We start from the raw sequence: 16,359 nt of genomic DNA, 5'->3' as shown, positions 1-16,359 counted from the left end.
GGAACCGGTGTCCGCCGACACCTGACTCACACCGCCCGGCCCCGTCATACTGGCGTCGGGCGGTGTGCGCGCACGGCCCGGCCCAGAGCACCACCCCTGTACAGCCAGAGCCGCCCATCCTTCGACCAGGATCCGGAGCCAGTGGCATGACCGTCTGCCTGCTCCTGCTGTTCGTCGTCGCCGTGACCGCCGCGGTGCCGGTGCCCCGCGCGCTGACCCGTTCCGCGTGGCCCGAGCGGGATCCGGTGGTGGGGCTGTGGGTGTGGCAGTGCCTGGTCGCTACGGTGCTGCTGTGCTGTCTGACGGCACTCGCCCTCGGCGCCACCGCCGTCTTCGGGACCGTCCGCGCCCAGCTCTTCGCGCCGGCACCGCCCGCGGTGACCGCGGCGTACAACCTCTCCGCCGGCCCGGTCTGGGCGGCCGTCCTCACCCTGTTGCTGGCGGCCGGCGCCGCGTGGACGACCGCGATGCTCGCCCGCGAGCTGGTCGAGGCCCGCCGTCGGCGCGCCCGGTCCCGCGCCCACCTGCGCGAGCGCGCCCCCGACCTGCCCGCCGGGCTCCCGGCGGCCCGTGGTCCGCTGCTGGTCCTGGAGGACGAGTACCCGGACGCCTGGTGGATGCCCGGCAGCCCGCCCCAGCTGATCGTCACCACCGGTGCGCTGCACCGCCTCACCGACCATCAGCTGGACGCCGTCCTCACCCACGAGCGCGGCCACGCCCGGGCCCGCCACGACTGGCTGCTGCACCTGTCGACCGCCCTGGCCACCGGTTTCCCGAGCGTCCCGCTCTTCGCGCACTTCTGCGACCAGACCCACCGCCTGGTCGAGCTCTCGGCCGACGACACCGCCTCCCGCCGCTGCGGCCACCTGACCACCGCGCTGGCCCTGATCGAGCTGAACCAGCACCGCGGAGTCCTCTCCTGCGCCTCGAGCCACCGCCTCCTCGGCGAACGCGTCGACCGCCTCCTGGAACCGCGCCCTCGCCTGCCCCGCCGCCACCGGGCCCTGACCACGGCGACAGCGGCCCTGGTCCCGCTCATCCCCCTCCTGATCACCTTCGCCCCCGGCCTGACGGCCCTGGCCTGATTGGCGCCCGCCCCGACTGCGGGCACCTCGCGCCCCCCGGCAGGAGGACCCGGTGGCGGAACTCCCCCACCCCCATGAGAAACCCCAGCTCACCCGCGCAGCCGGCGAAGCTCCCGGTGGCGCAACATTCCAGCAACACCACTAATCCGACCGGATAGGTATGGTTCCAGCCATGCCGCCCACCGACCGCATCCGAGACCACGCCGGCCAGGGCGCGACCACCGTCGCCGCCCACCGCACGCGGCGCCGGCTGCGCGCCGACCGGGCCCGTCAACTCGCCGACCTGCTCCGCCGCCAACTCCTCGACGACGCCTTCCCCGACGGCACCCTCCCCCACGAGGACACCCTCGCCACCGACTACGACACGACCCGCAACACCGTCCGCCAGGCACTCGACCTGCTGCGCGCCGAAGGCCTGGTGGCCCGGCAGCCCGGCATCGGCACGGTGGTTGTGGCCCGCAAGTACGCCCACGGGCTGGACCGTCTGATGGGCCTCGCGGAGACCCTGCACGAACACGGACGCGTCACCAACGAGGTCCGCACCACGGTCCCCGTCCCGGCCCCCGGCCCGGTCGCCGAACGCCTTCGCGTCCCACCCGGCGCCGACGTCCTCTACGTCGAGCGCCTGCGCCGCCTGAACGGCGTGCCCCTCTCCCTGGACCTCACCTACCTCCCCCTCGACATCGGGACCGCCCTGCTCGGCGCCGACCTGGAGAACACCGACGTCTTCCGGCTCCTGGAGTCCGTCACCGGCCGGCCACTCGGGCACGCCGAGATCACCCTGGAGGCCGTCACCGCCGACGCGCACTCCGCCGCCGTGCTGGAGGCTCCGCGCGGCACGGCGGTCCTCATGCTGGAACGGCTCACCCATCTCGCCGACGGCCGCCCCGTCGACCTGGAGTTCGTCCGCTTCCGCGGCGACCGCATCGCGATGAGCGGCCTGCTGCACCGTTCCCTGTAACCCCTTCCACCCCATTTTGCGCACCCTCCCTGGAGACAGCCATGCCTTTGGCGCCCCAGCGGGCCGACGTGCCCGTGACCATCGACGAGTCGAAGTGCATCGAAGGCTGCACGCTCTGCGTGGACATGTGCCCGCTGGACTCCCTCGCCATCGACGAGCGCAACGGCAAGGCCTACATGCACGTCGACGAGTGCTGGTACTGCGGCCCGTGCGCCGCCCGCTGCCCCACCGGGGCGGTCACGGTCAACATGCCCTACCTGCTCCGGTGAGAGGCCGACTCCCCATGAAACCGAAACGCATCACCCTCCCCTTGCCCGCCTTGCCCGCTTTGTCATCCTCGTCCGTCTTCCCCGCCGCCGCTGCCGCCGTGGCCCTGCTCCTCTCCGCCACCGCATGCGGCGGCGACGCCTCCGCCGGCGGGGACGGCTCCACGGTCACCGTGACCGTCGGCTACCAGTCGAGGACCATCAACACCGTCACCGCCGGAACCCTGCTGCGCTCCCTCGGCTACTTCGAGAAGCAGCTCAACTCCCTCGGCGACGGCGTCACCTACAAGGTCGACTGGCAGGACTACGCGACCGGCGCGCCCATCACCGCCCAGATGACCGCCGGGAAGATCGACATCGGCTCGATGGGCGACTTCCCCCTGCTCATCAACGCGGCCCGCGGCAAGCAACTGGGCAAGCCGACCCGCCTGGTCTCGGTCACCGGCTACAACCTCCGCGGCGGCCTGAACACCATCGTCGTCGCGCCCGGTTCCTCCCTCACCTCCCTGAAGGACCTCAAGGGCAGGAAGGTCTCGACGAGCGTCGGCTCGGCCGCCGACGGCACCCTCGTACGCGCGCTGCAACGCGCCGGCCTCGACGCCGCCGAGGACATCGAGAAGCTCAACCAGCAGCCCGCGGTGGGCGCCTCGGCCCTGGCTTCGGGGAGCGCGGACGCCCTCTCGCAGTTCGTCGCCTGGCCCGGCCTGCTCGCCCACCAGGGCAAGGCGAAGGCGCTGTACGACGGAGCGCAGCTGAACCTGCCCACGTTCCACGGCGTCACCGCTGCCGAGGACTTCGCTAAGCAACGCCCTGCCGTGCTGGAGGCCTTCCTGAAGGCTCAGACGCAGGCGACCGACTACCTGGACACGCACCCCGTGGCCGCCGCCGAGAAGGTCGCGAAGGCCACCGGCCTGCCTGCGGAGACCGTCTACCTCTACAACGGCGCCCAGGGCATCGCCACCTTCGACCCGGCGATCAAGCCGCAGCTCGTCGCGGCCCTCAAGAAGGACGTCTCGGTCCTCAAGGACGCGAAGCTCACCGGCGACGTGGACGTGGACGCCTTCGTCGACGACCAGTACGTGAAGAAGGCGCTCGGCCCGGCCGAGTACGCCGAGCGGCTCGCCTCCGCGCCCCCGAAACCGGCCGGCGAGGTCTGGCCCGAGGGCGCTCAGAAGACCCTGGCCTTCTCCTCCCCCACGGCGCTGCTGCGACACGTGGCCGGACATCGCGACGAGGTCCGCGCCGCCTACGTCCCCGACACCACCACCGGCACCCTGTGGTTCGCCGACCGGGCGGTGTGGGTGGCGGACGGCGGCGACCTGCTGCCCTTCGTCACACCGGAGACCGCGCAGACGTACGTCGCCGGGCACGGCGGAGCGCGCGTCGTCCCGTACGCCGAGGCACTGGAGCGGGCGTCGTGAACCGCTCCGCCCGATACGCGCTGCGGATCGCCTCGCTCGCGCTGGCCCTGGGCCTGTGGCAGGTGCTGACCAGCCAGGACATCGACCTGTGGCTGCGCTTCTCGCAGTTCCCGACCGTCACCGACGTGGCCCACACCTTCGCCGACCGGCTGACGGGGCCCGACTACTGGACGGACCTCACCGACAGCCTGACCCGCATCCTCAGCGGCTTCCTGCTCGCCGCCGTCCTGGGTGTGGCCACCGGTGTGCTCGTGGCCCGCTCGCGGCTGGCCGAGGACCTGCTCGGCCCGGTCCTCGAGGTGATCCGGCCCATTCCCGCCATCGCCCTCGTCCCCGTGGCGATCCTCCTGTTCCCCTCCAACGAGCAGGGCATCGTCTTTATCACCTGCGCCGCCGCCTTCTTTCCCGTGCTGGTCTCCACCCGGCACTCGGTACGCGCGCTGACGCCCGTGTGGGAGGAGGCGGTCCGCACCATGGGCGGCGGCCGGTGGCGGGTCCTCGGCTCGGTGGTCCTGCCGGGCGCGCTGCCCGGTGTCTTCGGTGGCCTGTCGGTCGGCATCGGCGTCTCGTGGATCTGCGTCATCTCCGCCGAGATGATCTCCGGTCAGTACGGCGTGGGGTACCGCACCTGGCAGGACTACACCGTCGTCGACTACCCGGGCGTCTTCGTCGGCATGGTCACCATCGGCGTACTCGGCTGGCTGACGTCCACGGCCGTGGAACTGCTGGGCCGCCGCCTGACCCGCTGGCTGCCGCGCACGGCACAGGGTCCCGCCGCCCGTCCGAAACCCGCACGGGCCGGTGCGGCGCCGTCGCCCGCCCGCGCCGCCGTACGCAAGGACCCCCGCGCCCGTCCCGAGGAGGCACGCGATGAGTACCTCGTCCGAGACTGAGACCGAAACCGAAACCGAAACCGAGACCGAGACCGAGACCGAGACGGAAGCCGGGGCGTCTCCTCGCGGCACCCGGCTCACCCTGCGCGACGCCACCCTCGGCCGCCCGGACGCCGCCGCGGTGAGCGGTGTGGACGTCGACGTCGCCCCCGGCGAGATACTCACCGTGGTCGGACCCTCGGGCTGCGGCAAGTCGACGCTGCTGCGCACGCTGGCCGGCCTGCTGCCGCCGCTGGCCGGGACGGCGGAACAGGACGGGCGCCCGATCGTCGGCCCGGGCGCGGACCGCGCACTGGTCTTCCAGGAGGACGCCCTCCTGCCGTGGCGCACCCTGCGCGCCAACATCGAACTCCCGCTCGCCGTCCAGGGCCTGCCCCGCGCCGAGCGTCGGGACCAGGCGGCGGCCTGGCTGCAACGGGTCGGACTCGCCACCCAGGCCCGGCAGTTGCCGCACCGCGTCTCCGGGGGCCAGCGCCAGCGCGCCCAGTTGGCCCGCGCGCTGGCCGGGCGGCCCCGCGCCGTCCTGATGGACGAGCCCTTCGGTGCGCTCGACGCCCAGACCCGCGCCGGCATGCAGGACCTGCTGGTGGAGGTACTGCACGGCACGGGAGCCACCGTCGTCTTCGTCACCCACGACGTGGACGAGGCCCTGTACCTCGGCGACCGTGTCGCGCTGCTCGGCACCGGCCACCTGACCGACGTGCGCGACGTGCCCCGCCCCCGGGACCGCACCGCGCACGACGACCCGGCCCGCGTGGCGCTGCGGCGCGACGTCCTGACATCCCTCGGCACCTGAAAGGCCCCCTGGTGGAGATCCCCGCCCGCACCGACGCCGAAGAGCTCTCCTGCGACGTCCTCGTCATCGGCGGCGGCACCGCCGGCACCATGGCCGCGCTGACCGCCGCCGAGCACGGCGCGAACGTACTGCTGCTGGAGAAGGCCCACGTCCGCCACTCCGGCGCCCTCGCCATGGGCATGGACGGCGTCAACAACGCCGTGGTCCCCGGCCGCGCCGAACCCGACGACTACGTCGCCGAGATCACCCGCGCCAACGACGGCATCGTCGACCAGTCCACCGTCCGCCAGACCGCCACCCGCGGCTTCGCCATGGTCCAGCGGCTGGAGTCGTACGGGGTGAAGTTCGAGAAGGACGAGCACGGCGACTACGCCGTCCGCCAGGTGCACCGGTCCGGCTCCTACGTGCTGCCGATGCCCGAGGGCAAGGACGTCAAGAAGGTCCTGTACCGGCAACTGCGGCGGCGTGAGATGCGCGAGCGCATCCGCGTCGAGAACCGCGTGATGCCGGTGCGGGTCCTGACGGCGGAGGGACGGGCGGTGGGCGCGGCGGGCTTCAACACCCGCACCGGGCGGTTCGTGACCGTCCGCGCGGGTGCCGTGATCCTCGCCACCGGCGCCGCGGGCCGGCTCGGTCTGCCCGCCTCCGGCTACCTCTACGGCACCTACGAGAACCCCACCAACGCCGGTGACGGCTACTCCATGGCCTACCACGCCGGTGCCGAACTGACCGGCATCGAGTGCTTCCAGATCAACCCGCTGATCAAGGACTACAACGGCCCGGCGTGCGCGTACGTCGCCAATCCCTTCGGCGGCTACCAGGTCAACCGGCACGGCGAACGCTTCGTCGACTCCGACTACTGGTCGGGCCAGATGATGGCCGAGTTCGCGGCAGAGGTCGCCAGCGACCGGGGGCCGGTCTACCTGAAGCTCAGCCACCTCCCGGAGGAGTCGGTCTCCGCCCTGGAATCCATCCTGCACTCCACCGAACGTCCCACGCGCGGCACCTTCCACGCCGGCCGCGGGCACGACTACCGCACCCACGACGTCGAGATGCACATCTCCGAGATCGGGCTGTGCGGCGGCCACTCCGCCTCGGGCGTCCGCGTCGACGACCACGCCCGCACCACCGTCCCCCGCCTCTACGCCGCCGGTGACCTGGCCTGCGTGCCGCACAACTACATGATCGGCGCGTTCGTCTTCGGCGATCTGGCGGGCGCGGACGCCGCCCGGTACACGGCCTACGCGGGTGAACTGCCGCCGGAACAGCTGCGCGAGGCGCACGAGCTGGTCTACCGCCCGCTGCGCAACCCCGACGGCCCGCCGCAGCCCCAGGTCGAGTACAAGCTGCGGCGCCTCGTCAACGACTACGTGGCGCCGCCGAAGTCCGGTGCCCGGCTGTCGCTCGCCCTGGAGTCCTTCGAGCGGATGCGCACGGACATCGCGGCCATGGGCGCCCGTACCCCGCACGAGCTGATGCGCTGCGCCGAGGTCACCTTCATCCGCGACTGCGCGGAGATGGCCGCCCGGTCCTCCCTGGCCCGCACGGAATCCCGCTGGGGCCTGTACCACGAGCGCGTCGACATCCCCGAGCGCGACGACGCGTCCTGGTTCCACCACCTCGATCTGCACAAGTCCCCCTCTGGTGCGATGGAGTTCACGGCACGTCCCGTGGCTCCCTATCTGGTTCCGATCGACGAGTTCACACCGGTCGGCGGCCCCTCCCGGCACCTCGGCGAGGTGCACCCGGAGCAGGTGGCGACGGCCGGGGACCGCGATGCCGCGCCCCTCGCCACCGGGGCCCGCCCCACGGCCACCCCGGTCACCGCAGTCACCGCGACCGCCGCGGCCGCCGAGCCCGGCGCCGCCGGATCCCCCAGGCTGCTGGAACTGCTCTCACTGGCCGAGAACGAACCCGACCTCTCCGCCCTCCGTCCGTACCTGTCCGATCCCGCACCGGGCATCCGGCGCACGGCGGTCACCGTGCTCACCGAGACCGTCCCGGCCGGTACCGGCCCGGCTCTCGCCGCCGCCCTGTCCGACCCCGACGGCGAGGTGCGCGCCGCCGCGGCCGCCTCCCTGCGTGAACTGGCCGAGACACTGACGCCCGAACCCGCCCTGGGTGAGCTCCTCGCCGAAGCCCTGGCCCGGCCCGACCCCGTCGTCCGCGCCACCGCCCTCGACCTGCTGCGCATCCTGCGGCTGGGTCCCGCCGGCACCTTCGCCGCCGCTCTCCGCGACCCCGACGCCCCGGTGCGCATCGAGGCGGTGCGCGGGCTGGTCTCGCTGGACGCCGCGGAGGCGCTCTCCCCGGCCGCCGAGGATCCGTCCCGCGAGGTGCGGGTCGCGGTCGCCAAGGCGCTGGGGACGCTGCGGGCGGCGCCCCGTACCGGCAGCCCCCTCGACCGGCTCACCGAGGACCCCGACGCCCTGGTCCGCGGCGCCGCCCTCGCGGCCCTGGCGGACACGGGCTGCCCCGCCCCCCTGGCGGCCCGTGCGGTCACCGCGCTGTCCGACCCCGCCTGGCAGGTACGGGCGGGCGCGGCCACCGCGCTGTCCGCCGCCGGGCCCGACCTCGCGGTCCCCGTCCTCGCCAAGGCCCTCGCCGACCGGAACGCCGACGTCCGCAAGGCGGCCGTTCTCGCCCTGACCCGGCACACGGCAGCCACCGAGGACGCCCGGACGGCTCTCGCGACGGTCACGGGCGACCCGGACGCCGATGTCAGGGCGTACGCGGCACGGGCGCTCTGACGCGTGGCGGGCGCGAGGGCCGGCCTCGGCCCGGCCCTGTGTCCCTATATCCAGTCGTCGGGCTCGGGCTCGGGCTCCGGCTCGTGCTCGGGCCAGTCGTCCGCACCGGCCTGCGCACCCGAACCGGTTCCCGGTCCGTCCGACGGGGCGGGGGCGGGCGCCGGGGCGGAGCCCGGTCCCTCCAGCCCCGCCAGCACCTCGACCACGCCCTCCCCGTACGTCGCCAGCTTCTTCTCGCCGACCCCGCTGATGCCCCCGAGCTGCCCGACCGAGGTGGGCCACACGGTGACGATCTCCCTCAGGGTGGCGTCGTGGAAGATGACGTACGCCGGGACGCCCTGCTCGCGGGCCTGTTCCGCGCGCCAGGCGCGCAAGGCCTCGAAGGCGGGGGCCAGCTCCTGGGGCAGCTCGGCGACGGCCGCCTTCGCCTTGCGCTCGCCACGTCCGCCGCCCGCCGACTTGGCCACGGCGGGCTTCTTGGGCTCCTTGCGCAGCGGCACCTCCCGCTCCCGCCGCAGGACCTCACCGCTGGTCTCGGTCAGCACCAGCGTGCCGTACTCCCCCTCGACCGCGAGCAGGCCCTGGGCCAGCAGCTGCCGGGCGACGCCCCGCCACTCGCCCTCGGTCAGCTCCTCGCCGATGCCGAACACGGAGAGCTGGTCGTGATCGAACTGGATGACCTTGGCGGTGCGCTTGCCCAGCAGGATGTCGATGATCTGCCCGGCGCCGAACTTCTGCCCCCGCTCGCGCTTCAGCCGCACCACCGTCGACAGCACCTTCTGCGCCGCCACCGTGCCGTCCCAGGTCTCGGGCGGGGTCACGCAGGTGTCGCAGTTGCCGCAGGCGGACCCGTCCGGGTCCTGGCCGAAGTAGGCGAGGAGCTGGCCCCGGCGGCACCGGGCGGTCTCGCACAGGGCGAGCATGGCGTCCAGGTGGGACTGGGCCCGGCGGCGGAACGCCTCGTCGCCCTCGCCGGACTGGATCAGCTTGCGCTGCTGTATGACGTCGTTGAGGCCGTACGCCATCCAGGCCGTGGAGGGCAGGCCGTCCCGCCCCGCGCGGCCGGTCTCCTGGTAGTAGCCCTCGACCGACTTCGGCAGGTCGAGGTGGGCGACGAATCGCACGTCAGGCTTGTCGATGCCCATGCCGAAGGCGATGGTGGCCACGACCACCAGGCCCTCCTCGCGCAGGAACCGCGACTGGTGCGCCGCGCGGGTCCCCGCGTCCAGTCCCGCGTGGTACGGCACCGCCTCGACGCCGTTGCGCGACAGGAACTCCGCGGTCTTCTCGACCGAGTTGCGCGAGAGGCAGTAGACGATGCCCGCGTCGCCGGGGTGCTCCTCGCGCAGGAAGCCCAGGAGCTGCTTCTTGGGGTCGGACTTCGGCACGATCCGGTACTGGATGTTGGGGCGGTCGAAGCTGGCCACGAAGTGCCGCGCCGACGGCATGTGCAGCCGCTCGGTGATCTCGCGGTGGGTGGCGTCGGTGGCCGTCGCCGTGAGCGCGAGCCGAGGCACGTCCGGCCAGCGCTCGCCCAGCAGCGACAAGGCGAGGTAGTCGGGCCGGAAGTCGTGGCCCCACTGCGAGACGCAGTGCGCCTCGTCGATGGCGAACAGGGAGATCTTGCCGCGGGAGAGCAGGTCGAGGGTGCTGTCCAGCCGCAGCCGCTCGGGCGCCAGGTACAGCAGGTCCAGCTCGCCGGCCAGGAACTCGGCCTCGGTCACGCGCCGCTCGTCGAAGTCCTGCGTGGAGTTCATGAACCCGGCCCGCACGCCGAGCGCCCGCAGCGCGTCGACCTGGTCCTGCATCAGCGCGATCAGCGGCGAGACCACGATGCCCGTGCCGGGCCTGACCAGGGACGGGATCTGGTAGCACAGCGACTTCCCGCCGCCGGTCGGCATGAGCACCACGGCGTCCCCGCCGGCGATCACGTGCTCGACGACCGCCTCCTGCTCACCGCGGAAGGCGTCGTACCCGAAGACCCGGTGCAGGGTGGCCAGCGCCTCGCTGTCCCCGTCCCTCACCTGCGCCGTCCCTGCCATCTCGCCGATCACGCCCGTCCCGCCCATCGTCTGGTCCCCCGTACGTACTACCTCGCCCGTCCGGCCTGCCTGGTCCGTCCTGCCCCGACCACTGCCTCAACGATAGGGGTCCGCACCGACAGCCCGAGAGTTATCCACAGGCTGCCCGGCACCGCCCGCGTCAAGGACACGACGATCGTTCACACGTTCGCGGGAGACCCGCCCGTTTCCGGCGGATAGTCTGATTGCACCCGCGAGACTCCGTCCCATGGGAGCACTGATGAGCGTCGCACCGAAGGCGTCCACGCCCGACTGGCCGACCCCGCCGGAGGGCGGCTGGACCGCGGACGACCTGGACCGGCTTCCGAACCTGCCTCCGCATACGGAGCTGATCGACGGGAGCCTCGTCTTCGTGAGTCCGCAGACTCTTTTCCACTCACGCGCTGTGAGCTTCTTCGAATGGCAGCTCCAGTCACTCGCCCCGGCGGAGTTCGAGGTCATCCGGGAGTTCACCATCGACATCGACCGGCAGAACCGGCCCGAGCCCGATGTGATCGTCGTGCGAGGCGACGTGGTGGACGACCCGGAGCAGACCCGCTACCCCGCCGAGGCCGTCACTCTGGCCGTCGAGGTCGTCTCCCCCGAATCGGTGTCCCGCGACCGCGAGACCAAGCCCCTGAAGTACGCCCGGGCGGGCATCGCCCACTACTGGCGGGTGGAGAACGAGAAGGGCCTCGCCGTCGTCCACGCCTTCGAGCTGGAGCCCACCACCGGCGCCTATACCAGCGTCGGCATCTTCCGCGAACGCATGAAGATGAGCGCGCCCTTCCCGATGGATCTGGACCTGACGGCCATCAAACCGCGCCGCGGCGGCGAGTAGTCCCGGCACACACGGCTGTGGTCCGGCACCCCCTCGAAGAGGGGCCGGACCACAACCGCGAAGCCACAAAGCCGCAAACCTCGCGTCAGCGCACGAACACCCCCGCCTGCCCCGCAAGGTCCAGGAAGTACTGCGGCGCCACACCGAGCACCACCGTGACCGCCACGCCCACGCCGATCGCCGTCATCGTCAGCGGTGACGGCACCGCGACGGTCGGGCCCTCCGGGCGCGGCTCGCTGAAGAACATCAGCACGATCACCCGGATGTAGAAGAACGCGGCGATCGCCGACGAGATCACACCGACCACGACCAGCGGGGCCGCACCGCCCTCCGCCGCCGCCTTGAACACGGCGAACTTCCCCGAGAACCCGGAGGTCAGCGGGATACCGGCGAAGGCCAGCAGGAACACCGCGAATACCGCCGCCACCAGGGGTGACCTGCGGCCGAGCCCGGCCCACTTCGACAGGTGCGTCGCCTCGCCGCCCGCGTCGCGGACCAGCGTGACGACCGCGAAGGCGCCGATCGTGACGAAGGAGTACGCGGCCAGGTAGAAGAGGACGGACGAGATGCCCTCCGGCGTGGTCGCGATGACACCGGCGAGGATGAAGCCCGCGTGCGCGATCGACGAGTACGCCAGCAGCCGCTTGATGTCGGTCTGCGTGATCGCGACGATCGCGCCGGCCAGCATCGTGACGATCGCCACGCCCCACATCACCGGCCGCCAGTCCCAGCGCAGGCCCGGCAGGACGACGTAGAGGATGCGCAGCAGGGCGCCGAAGGCGGCCACCTTGGTCGCCGCCGCCATGAAACCGGTCACGGGCGTCGGCGCGCCCTGGTACACGTCCGGCGTCCACATGTGGAACGGCACCGCGCCCACCTTGAACAGCAGGCCCATGACGATCAGCGCGGAGCCGACGAGCAGCAGCGCGTCGTTGCCCATGGTGTCGGCGAGCGCCGGGGTGACGTTCTGCACGGTGCCGTCGACGACCTGGGCGATCGTGCCGTACGACATCGAGCCCGCGTAGCCGTAGAGCAGGGCGATGCCGAACAGGGTGAACGCGGAGGCGAAGGCGCCCAGCAGGAAGTACTTGACCGCCGCCTCCTGCGACATGAGCCGCTTGCGGCGGGCCAGGGCGCACAGCAGGTACAGCGGGAGGGAGAAGACCTCCAGCGCCACGAAGAGCGTCAGCAGGTCGTTGGCCGCCGGGAAGACCAGCATGCCGGCGACGGCGAACAGGAGGAGCGGGAAGACCTCCGTCGTGGTGAAGCCGGCCTTGACCGCCTTCTGTTCGCTCTCGCTGCCGGGCACCGCGGCCGCCTGCGCGGCGAAGGAGTCGACGCGGTTGCCGTGCACCTCCGGGTCGAGGCGGCGCTCGGCGAAGGTGAACAGGCCGACCAGGCTGGTCAGCAGGATGGTGCCCTGCAGGAACAGGGCCGGTCCGTCGACTGCGACGGCGCCCATCGCCGCGATCCCGGCCTTGGTCGTGCCGTACCCGCCCGCCGCGAGCGCGACGATCGCCGCGAACGCCGCGATCAGGGCGACGGCGGACACGAACATCTGCGCGTAGTAGCGGGACCTGCGCGGCACGAAGGCCTCGACCAGGATTCCGATGATCGCCGCGCCGAGGACGATGAGGACGGGCGACAGCTGCCCGTACTCGATCTTCGGCGCGTCGATCTTGGCGATCGGGTCGGCCGCCGTCGCCGCCGTTGTCCACAGGCTGTGGACGGCTGATGCGCTCACTTGGCCGCCTCCACCTCAGGCTGGGGGTCCGTCTTGTGTACGTCGGACATGGTCTGCTCCACCGCCGGGTTGACGATGTCCGTCACGGGCTTCGGGAAGACGCCCAGGAAGATCAGCAGCGCCACCAGCGGTGCCACGACCACCAGCTCACGCACCCGCAGGTCGGGCATCCCGTTCACCTCGGCCTTCACCGGGCCCGTCATCGTCCGCTGGTAGAGGACGAGGGTGTAGAGGGCGGCGAGGACGATGCCGAAGGTGGCGATGATGCCGATCACCGGATAGCGGGTGAACGTGCCGACCAGGACCAGGAACTCACTGACGAAGGGCGCGAGGCCCGGCAGGGAGAGGGTCGCGAGGCCGCCGATCAGGAAGGTGCCGGCCAGGATCGGGGCGACCTTCTGCACACCGCCGAAGTCGGCGATGAGCCGCGAGCCGCGCCGCGAGATCAGGAATCCGGCGATCAGCATCAGCACGGCGGTCGAGATGCCGTGGTTGACCATGTACAGCGTGGCGCCGGACTGGCCCTGGCTGGTCATCGCGAAGATGCCCATGATGATGAAGCCGAAGTGCGAGATCGACGCGTAGGCGATCAGCCGCTTGATGTCGCGCTGGCCGACCGCGAGCAGCGCGCCGTAGATGATGCTGATGACCGCCAGGACCAGGATGACCGGCGTCGCCCACTTGCTGGCCTCCGGGAAGAGCTGGAGGCAGAAGCGGAGCATCGCGAAGGTGCCGACCTTGTCGACGACCGCCGTGATGAGCACGGCGACCGGCGCGGTCGACTCCCCCATGGCGTTGGGCAGCCAGGTGTGCAGCGGGAACAGCGGCGCCTTCACCGCGAAGGCGAAGAAGAAGCCGAGGAAGAGCCAGCGCTCGGTGCTGGTCGCCATGTCCAGCGAGCCGTTGGCCCGGGCCTCGGCGATCTCCGTGAGCGAGAAGTTCCCGGCGACCACGTACAGCCCGATCACCGCGGCCAGCATGATCAGACCGCCGGCCAGGTTGTAGAGGAGGAACTTCACCGCGGCGTACGACCGCTGGGTCGCCGCCGTCTTCTCGCCGTGCTCGTGCGCCCGGTCCCCGAAGCCGCCGATCAGGAAGTACAGCGGGATCAGCATCGCTTCGAAGAAGATGTAGAAGAGGAAGACGTCGGTGGCCTCGAAGGAGATGATCACCATCGCCTCGACGGCCAGGATCAGGGCGAAGAAGCCCTGCGTCGGCCGCCACCGGCTGCTGCCGGTCTCCAGCGGGTCGGCGTCGTGCCAGCCCGCGAGGATGATGAACGGGATCAGCAGGGCGGTCAGCGCGATCAGCGCCACCGCGATGCCGTCCACACCCAGTTCGTAGCGGACGCCGAAGTCCGCGATCCAGGAATGGGACTCGGTGAGCTGGTAGCGGTCGCCGTCGGGGTCGAAGCGGACCAGGACCGCGATCGCCAGCCCGAGCGTGGCCAGCGAGACCAGCAGCGCCAGCCACTTGGCCGCGGTGCGTTTCGCGGCCGGCACGGCTGCCGTGGCGATCGCCCCGACGGCCGGGAGGGCCGCCGTGACTGTCAGCAGGGGAAAGGACATCGGTATCAGACCGCCCTCATCAGCAGGGTCGCGGCGACGAGGAGTGCCGCACCGCCGAACATCGAGACCGCGTACGAGCGCGCGAAGCCGTTCTGCAGCTTGCGCATCCGCCCGGACAGGCCGCCGACCGAGGCCGCCGTCCCGTTGACGACTCCGTCGACCACGGTGTGGTCGACGTAGACCAGGGAGCGCGTCAGGTGCTCGCCGCCACGGACCAGGACGACGTGGTTGAAGTCGTCCTGGAGCAGGTCGCGCCGGGCGGCCCGGGTGAGCAGCGATCCGCGCGGGGCGACGGCCGGGACCGGACGGCGCCCGTACTGCGCCCAGGCGACGGCGACGCCGATGACCATGCAGGCCACCGTCGCCCCGGTGACCGCCCCGGCGCTGATCGGCGAGTCGCCGTGGCTGTGCCCGGTGATGGGCTCCAGCCAGTGCATGAAACGGTCGCCGATGCTGAAGAAGGCACCGGCCCCGACCGATCCGACGGCCAGCACGATCATCGGGATCGTCATGAGGCCCGGCGACTCGTGCGGGTGCGGCGGTTCGTACTCGCCGCCTGTCTTGGCGGCGGGCTCCACGTCCGGCTTCGCGGGCGACGGCGTCGGGGCGTTGCGCCAGCGCTCCTCGCCGAAGAACGTCATCAGCATCACGCGTGTCATGTAGTACGCGGTGATGGCCGCGCCGAGCAGGGCGCAGGCGCCGAGGATCCAGCCCTCGGTGCCGCCCTTGGCGAACGCCGCCTCGATGATCTTGTCCTTGGAGAAGAAGCCGGACAGGCCCGGGAAGCCGATGATGGCGAGGTAGCCGAGACCGAAGGTGACGAAGGTGACCGGCATGTACTTGCGCAGTCCGCCGTAGCGGCGCATGTCGACCTCGTCGTTCATGCCGTGCATGACGGAACCGGCGCCGAGGAACAGGCCGGCCTTGAAGAAGCCGTGCGTCACCAGGTGCATGATCGCGAAGACGTAGCCGATCGGGCCGAGGCCCGCGGCGAGCACCATGTAGCCGATCTGCGACATGGTCGAACCGGCCAGGGCCTTCTTGATGTCGTCCTTGGCACAACCGACGATCGCACCGAAGAGCAGCGTGACCGCGCCCACGATGGTGACCACCAGTTGCGCGTCCGGCGCGCCGTTGAAGATGGCGCCGGAACGGACGATCAGGTACACGCCCGCCGTCACCATGGTCGCGGCGTGGATGAGGGCCGAGACCGGGGTCGGGCCCTCCATCGCGTCGCCGAGCCAGGACTGCAGCGGCACCTGGGCCGACTTGCCACAGGCGGCGAGCAGCAGCATCAGGGCGATCGCGGTGAGCTTGCCCTCGTCCGCCCCGGCCGCAAGCCCGGCCTCCCCGTGGCCGCCGAGCACCGGTCCGAAGGCGAAGGTGCCGAACCACAGGAACATCAGCATGATGCCGATGGACAGGCCCATGTCGCCGACGCGGTTGACCAGGAATGCCTTCTTCGCGGCGGTGGCGGCACTGGGCTTGTGCTGCCAGAAGCCGATCAGCAGGTACGAAGCGAGGCCGACTCCCTCCCAGCCGACGTACAGCAGCAGGTAGTTGTCGGCGAGGACGAGGATCAGCATCGCCGCGAGGAACAGGTTCAGGTAGCCGAAGAAACGGCGGCGGCGCTCGTCGTGCTCCATGTACGCGACCGAGTACAGGTGGATGAGCGAGCCGACGCCGGTGATCAGCAGGACGAACGTCATCGACAGCTGGTCGAGCCGGAAGGCGACGTCGGCCTGGAATCCCTCCACCGGGATCCAGCTGAACAGGTGCTGCGTCAGGGTACGGTCCTCGGCGCCGCTGCCGAGCAGGTCGGCGAAGAGGACGACGCCGATCACGAAGGACACGGCGGCCAGCAGCGTGCCGATCCAGTGGCCGACGCGGTCCAGCCGGCGTCCGCCGCACAGCAGGACCGCCGCTCCGAGCAGGGGCGCCGCCACCAGCAGCGCAATCAGGTTCTCCACGTTT

General features: G+C 71.6%; 12 protein-coding genes. 8 read left to right on the top strand and 4 right to left on the bottom strand.

Going from position 1 to position 16,359, the window contains the following annotated elements:
* Positions 1-146 precede the first annotated feature (146 nt).
* The 7 genes from C4J65_RS20065 to C4J65_RS20035 all read left to right on the top strand — a co-directional run bounded on the left by C4J65_RS20065 (position 147) and on the right by C4J65_RS20035 (position 8,172).
* A complete protein-coding gene (locus C4J65_RS20065; RefSeq protein ID WP_115743643.1) occupies positions 147-1,085 on the top strand; it encodes a M56 family metallopeptidase in 939 nt (312 codons plus the stop codon).
* A gap of 172 nt (positions 1,086-1,257) precedes the next feature.
* Positions 1,258-2,046: a GntR family transcriptional regulator gene (locus C4J65_RS20060; protein WP_115743642.1), complete on the top strand. Its 789-nt coding sequence runs from the start codon at positions 1,258-1,260 to the stop codon at positions 2,044-2,046.
* Positions 2,047-2,087: 41 nt separating this feature from the next.
* The gene (locus C4J65_RS20055) at positions 2,088-2,315 is read left to right on the top strand and encodes a ferredoxin family protein (RefSeq protein ID WP_030145386.1); all 228 of its coding nucleotides are present in this window, start codon (positions 2,088-2,090) and stop codon (positions 2,313-2,315) included.
* A 59-nt stretch (positions 2,316-2,374) separates the two neighbouring features.
* Positions 2,375-3,733, top strand: coding sequence for an ABC transporter substrate-binding protein (locus C4J65_RS20050; protein WP_240330640.1), 1,359 nt, complete (start codon positions 2,375-2,377; stop codon positions 3,731-3,733).
* Positions 3,730-4,626, top strand: coding sequence for an ABC transporter permease (locus C4J65_RS20045; RefSeq protein WP_115743640.1), 897 nt, complete (start codon positions 3,730-3,732; stop codon positions 4,624-4,626). Before C4J65_RS20050 ends, C4J65_RS20045 begins: the two co-directional genes overlap by 4 nt.
* Complete coding sequence (locus C4J65_RS20040; protein ID WP_115743639.1) at positions 4,604-5,422, top strand: ABC transporter ATP-binding protein; 819 nt, start codon at positions 4,604-4,606, stop codon at positions 5,420-5,422. The genes C4J65_RS20045 and C4J65_RS20040 overlap by 23 nt, the downstream gene beginning before the upstream one ends.
* A gap of 11 nt (positions 5,423-5,433) precedes the next feature.
* Positions 5,434-8,172 (top strand): fumarate reductase/succinate dehydrogenase flavoprotein subunit, encoded by a 2,739-nt coding sequence (locus C4J65_RS20035; protein WP_115743638.1) that lies wholly within the window; start codon positions 5,434-5,436, stop codon positions 8,170-8,172.
* 44 nt (positions 8,173-8,216) lie between these two features.
* Here the strand turns inward: C4J65_RS20035 and recQ are convergent, their stop codons facing one another.
* Positions 8,217-10,241 (bottom strand): DNA helicase RecQ, encoded by a 2,025-nt coding sequence (recQ, locus tag C4J65_RS20030; protein WP_115743637.1) that lies wholly within the window; start codon positions 10,239-10,241, stop codon positions 8,217-8,219.
* 232 nt (positions 10,242-10,473) lie between these two features.
* Between recQ and C4J65_RS20025 the strand changes: the two genes are divergently transcribed.
* On the top strand, positions 10,474-11,073 hold the full coding sequence (locus tag C4J65_RS20025; RefSeq protein ID WP_115743636.1) for a Uma2 family endonuclease: 600 nt from the start codon (positions 10,474-10,476) through the stop codon (positions 11,071-11,073).
* An 85-nt stretch (positions 11,074-11,158) separates the two neighbouring features.
* Here the strand turns inward: C4J65_RS20025 and nuoN are convergent, their stop codons facing one another.
* From nuoN to nuoL, 3 genes are read right to left on the bottom strand one after another with little or no spacing between them, the layout of a single operon-like run.
* Positions 11,159-12,817 carry an NADH-quinone oxidoreductase subunit NuoN gene (gene nuoN, locus C4J65_RS20020; protein WP_115743635.1) on the bottom strand — a complete coding sequence of 553 codons (1,659 nt, stop codon included), beginning with the start codon at positions 12,815-12,817 and terminating at the stop codon, positions 11,159-11,161.
* The gene (locus tag C4J65_RS20015; RefSeq protein ID WP_115743634.1) at positions 12,814-14,385 is read right to left on the bottom strand and encodes an NADH-quinone oxidoreductase subunit M; all 1,572 of its coding nucleotides are present in this window, start codon (positions 14,383-14,385) and stop codon (positions 12,814-12,816) included. The genes nuoN and C4J65_RS20015 overlap by 4 nt, the downstream gene beginning before the upstream one ends.
* Before the next feature lie 5 nt (positions 14,386-14,390).
* Positions 14,391-16,355, bottom strand: a complete 1,965-nt coding sequence (nuoL, locus tag C4J65_RS20010; RefSeq protein WP_115743633.1) for an NADH-quinone oxidoreductase subunit L — start codon at positions 16,353-16,355, stop codon at positions 14,391-14,393.
* Positions 16,356-16,359 lie beyond the last annotated feature (4 nt).

Source organism: Streptomyces sp. CB09001 (assembly GCF_003369795.1).
In the GTDB taxonomy this organism is placed as follows: domain Bacteria; phylum Actinomycetota; class Actinomycetes; order Streptomycetales; family Streptomycetaceae; genus Streptomyces.
This window is presented reverse-complemented; position numbering and strand designations above follow the sequence as displayed.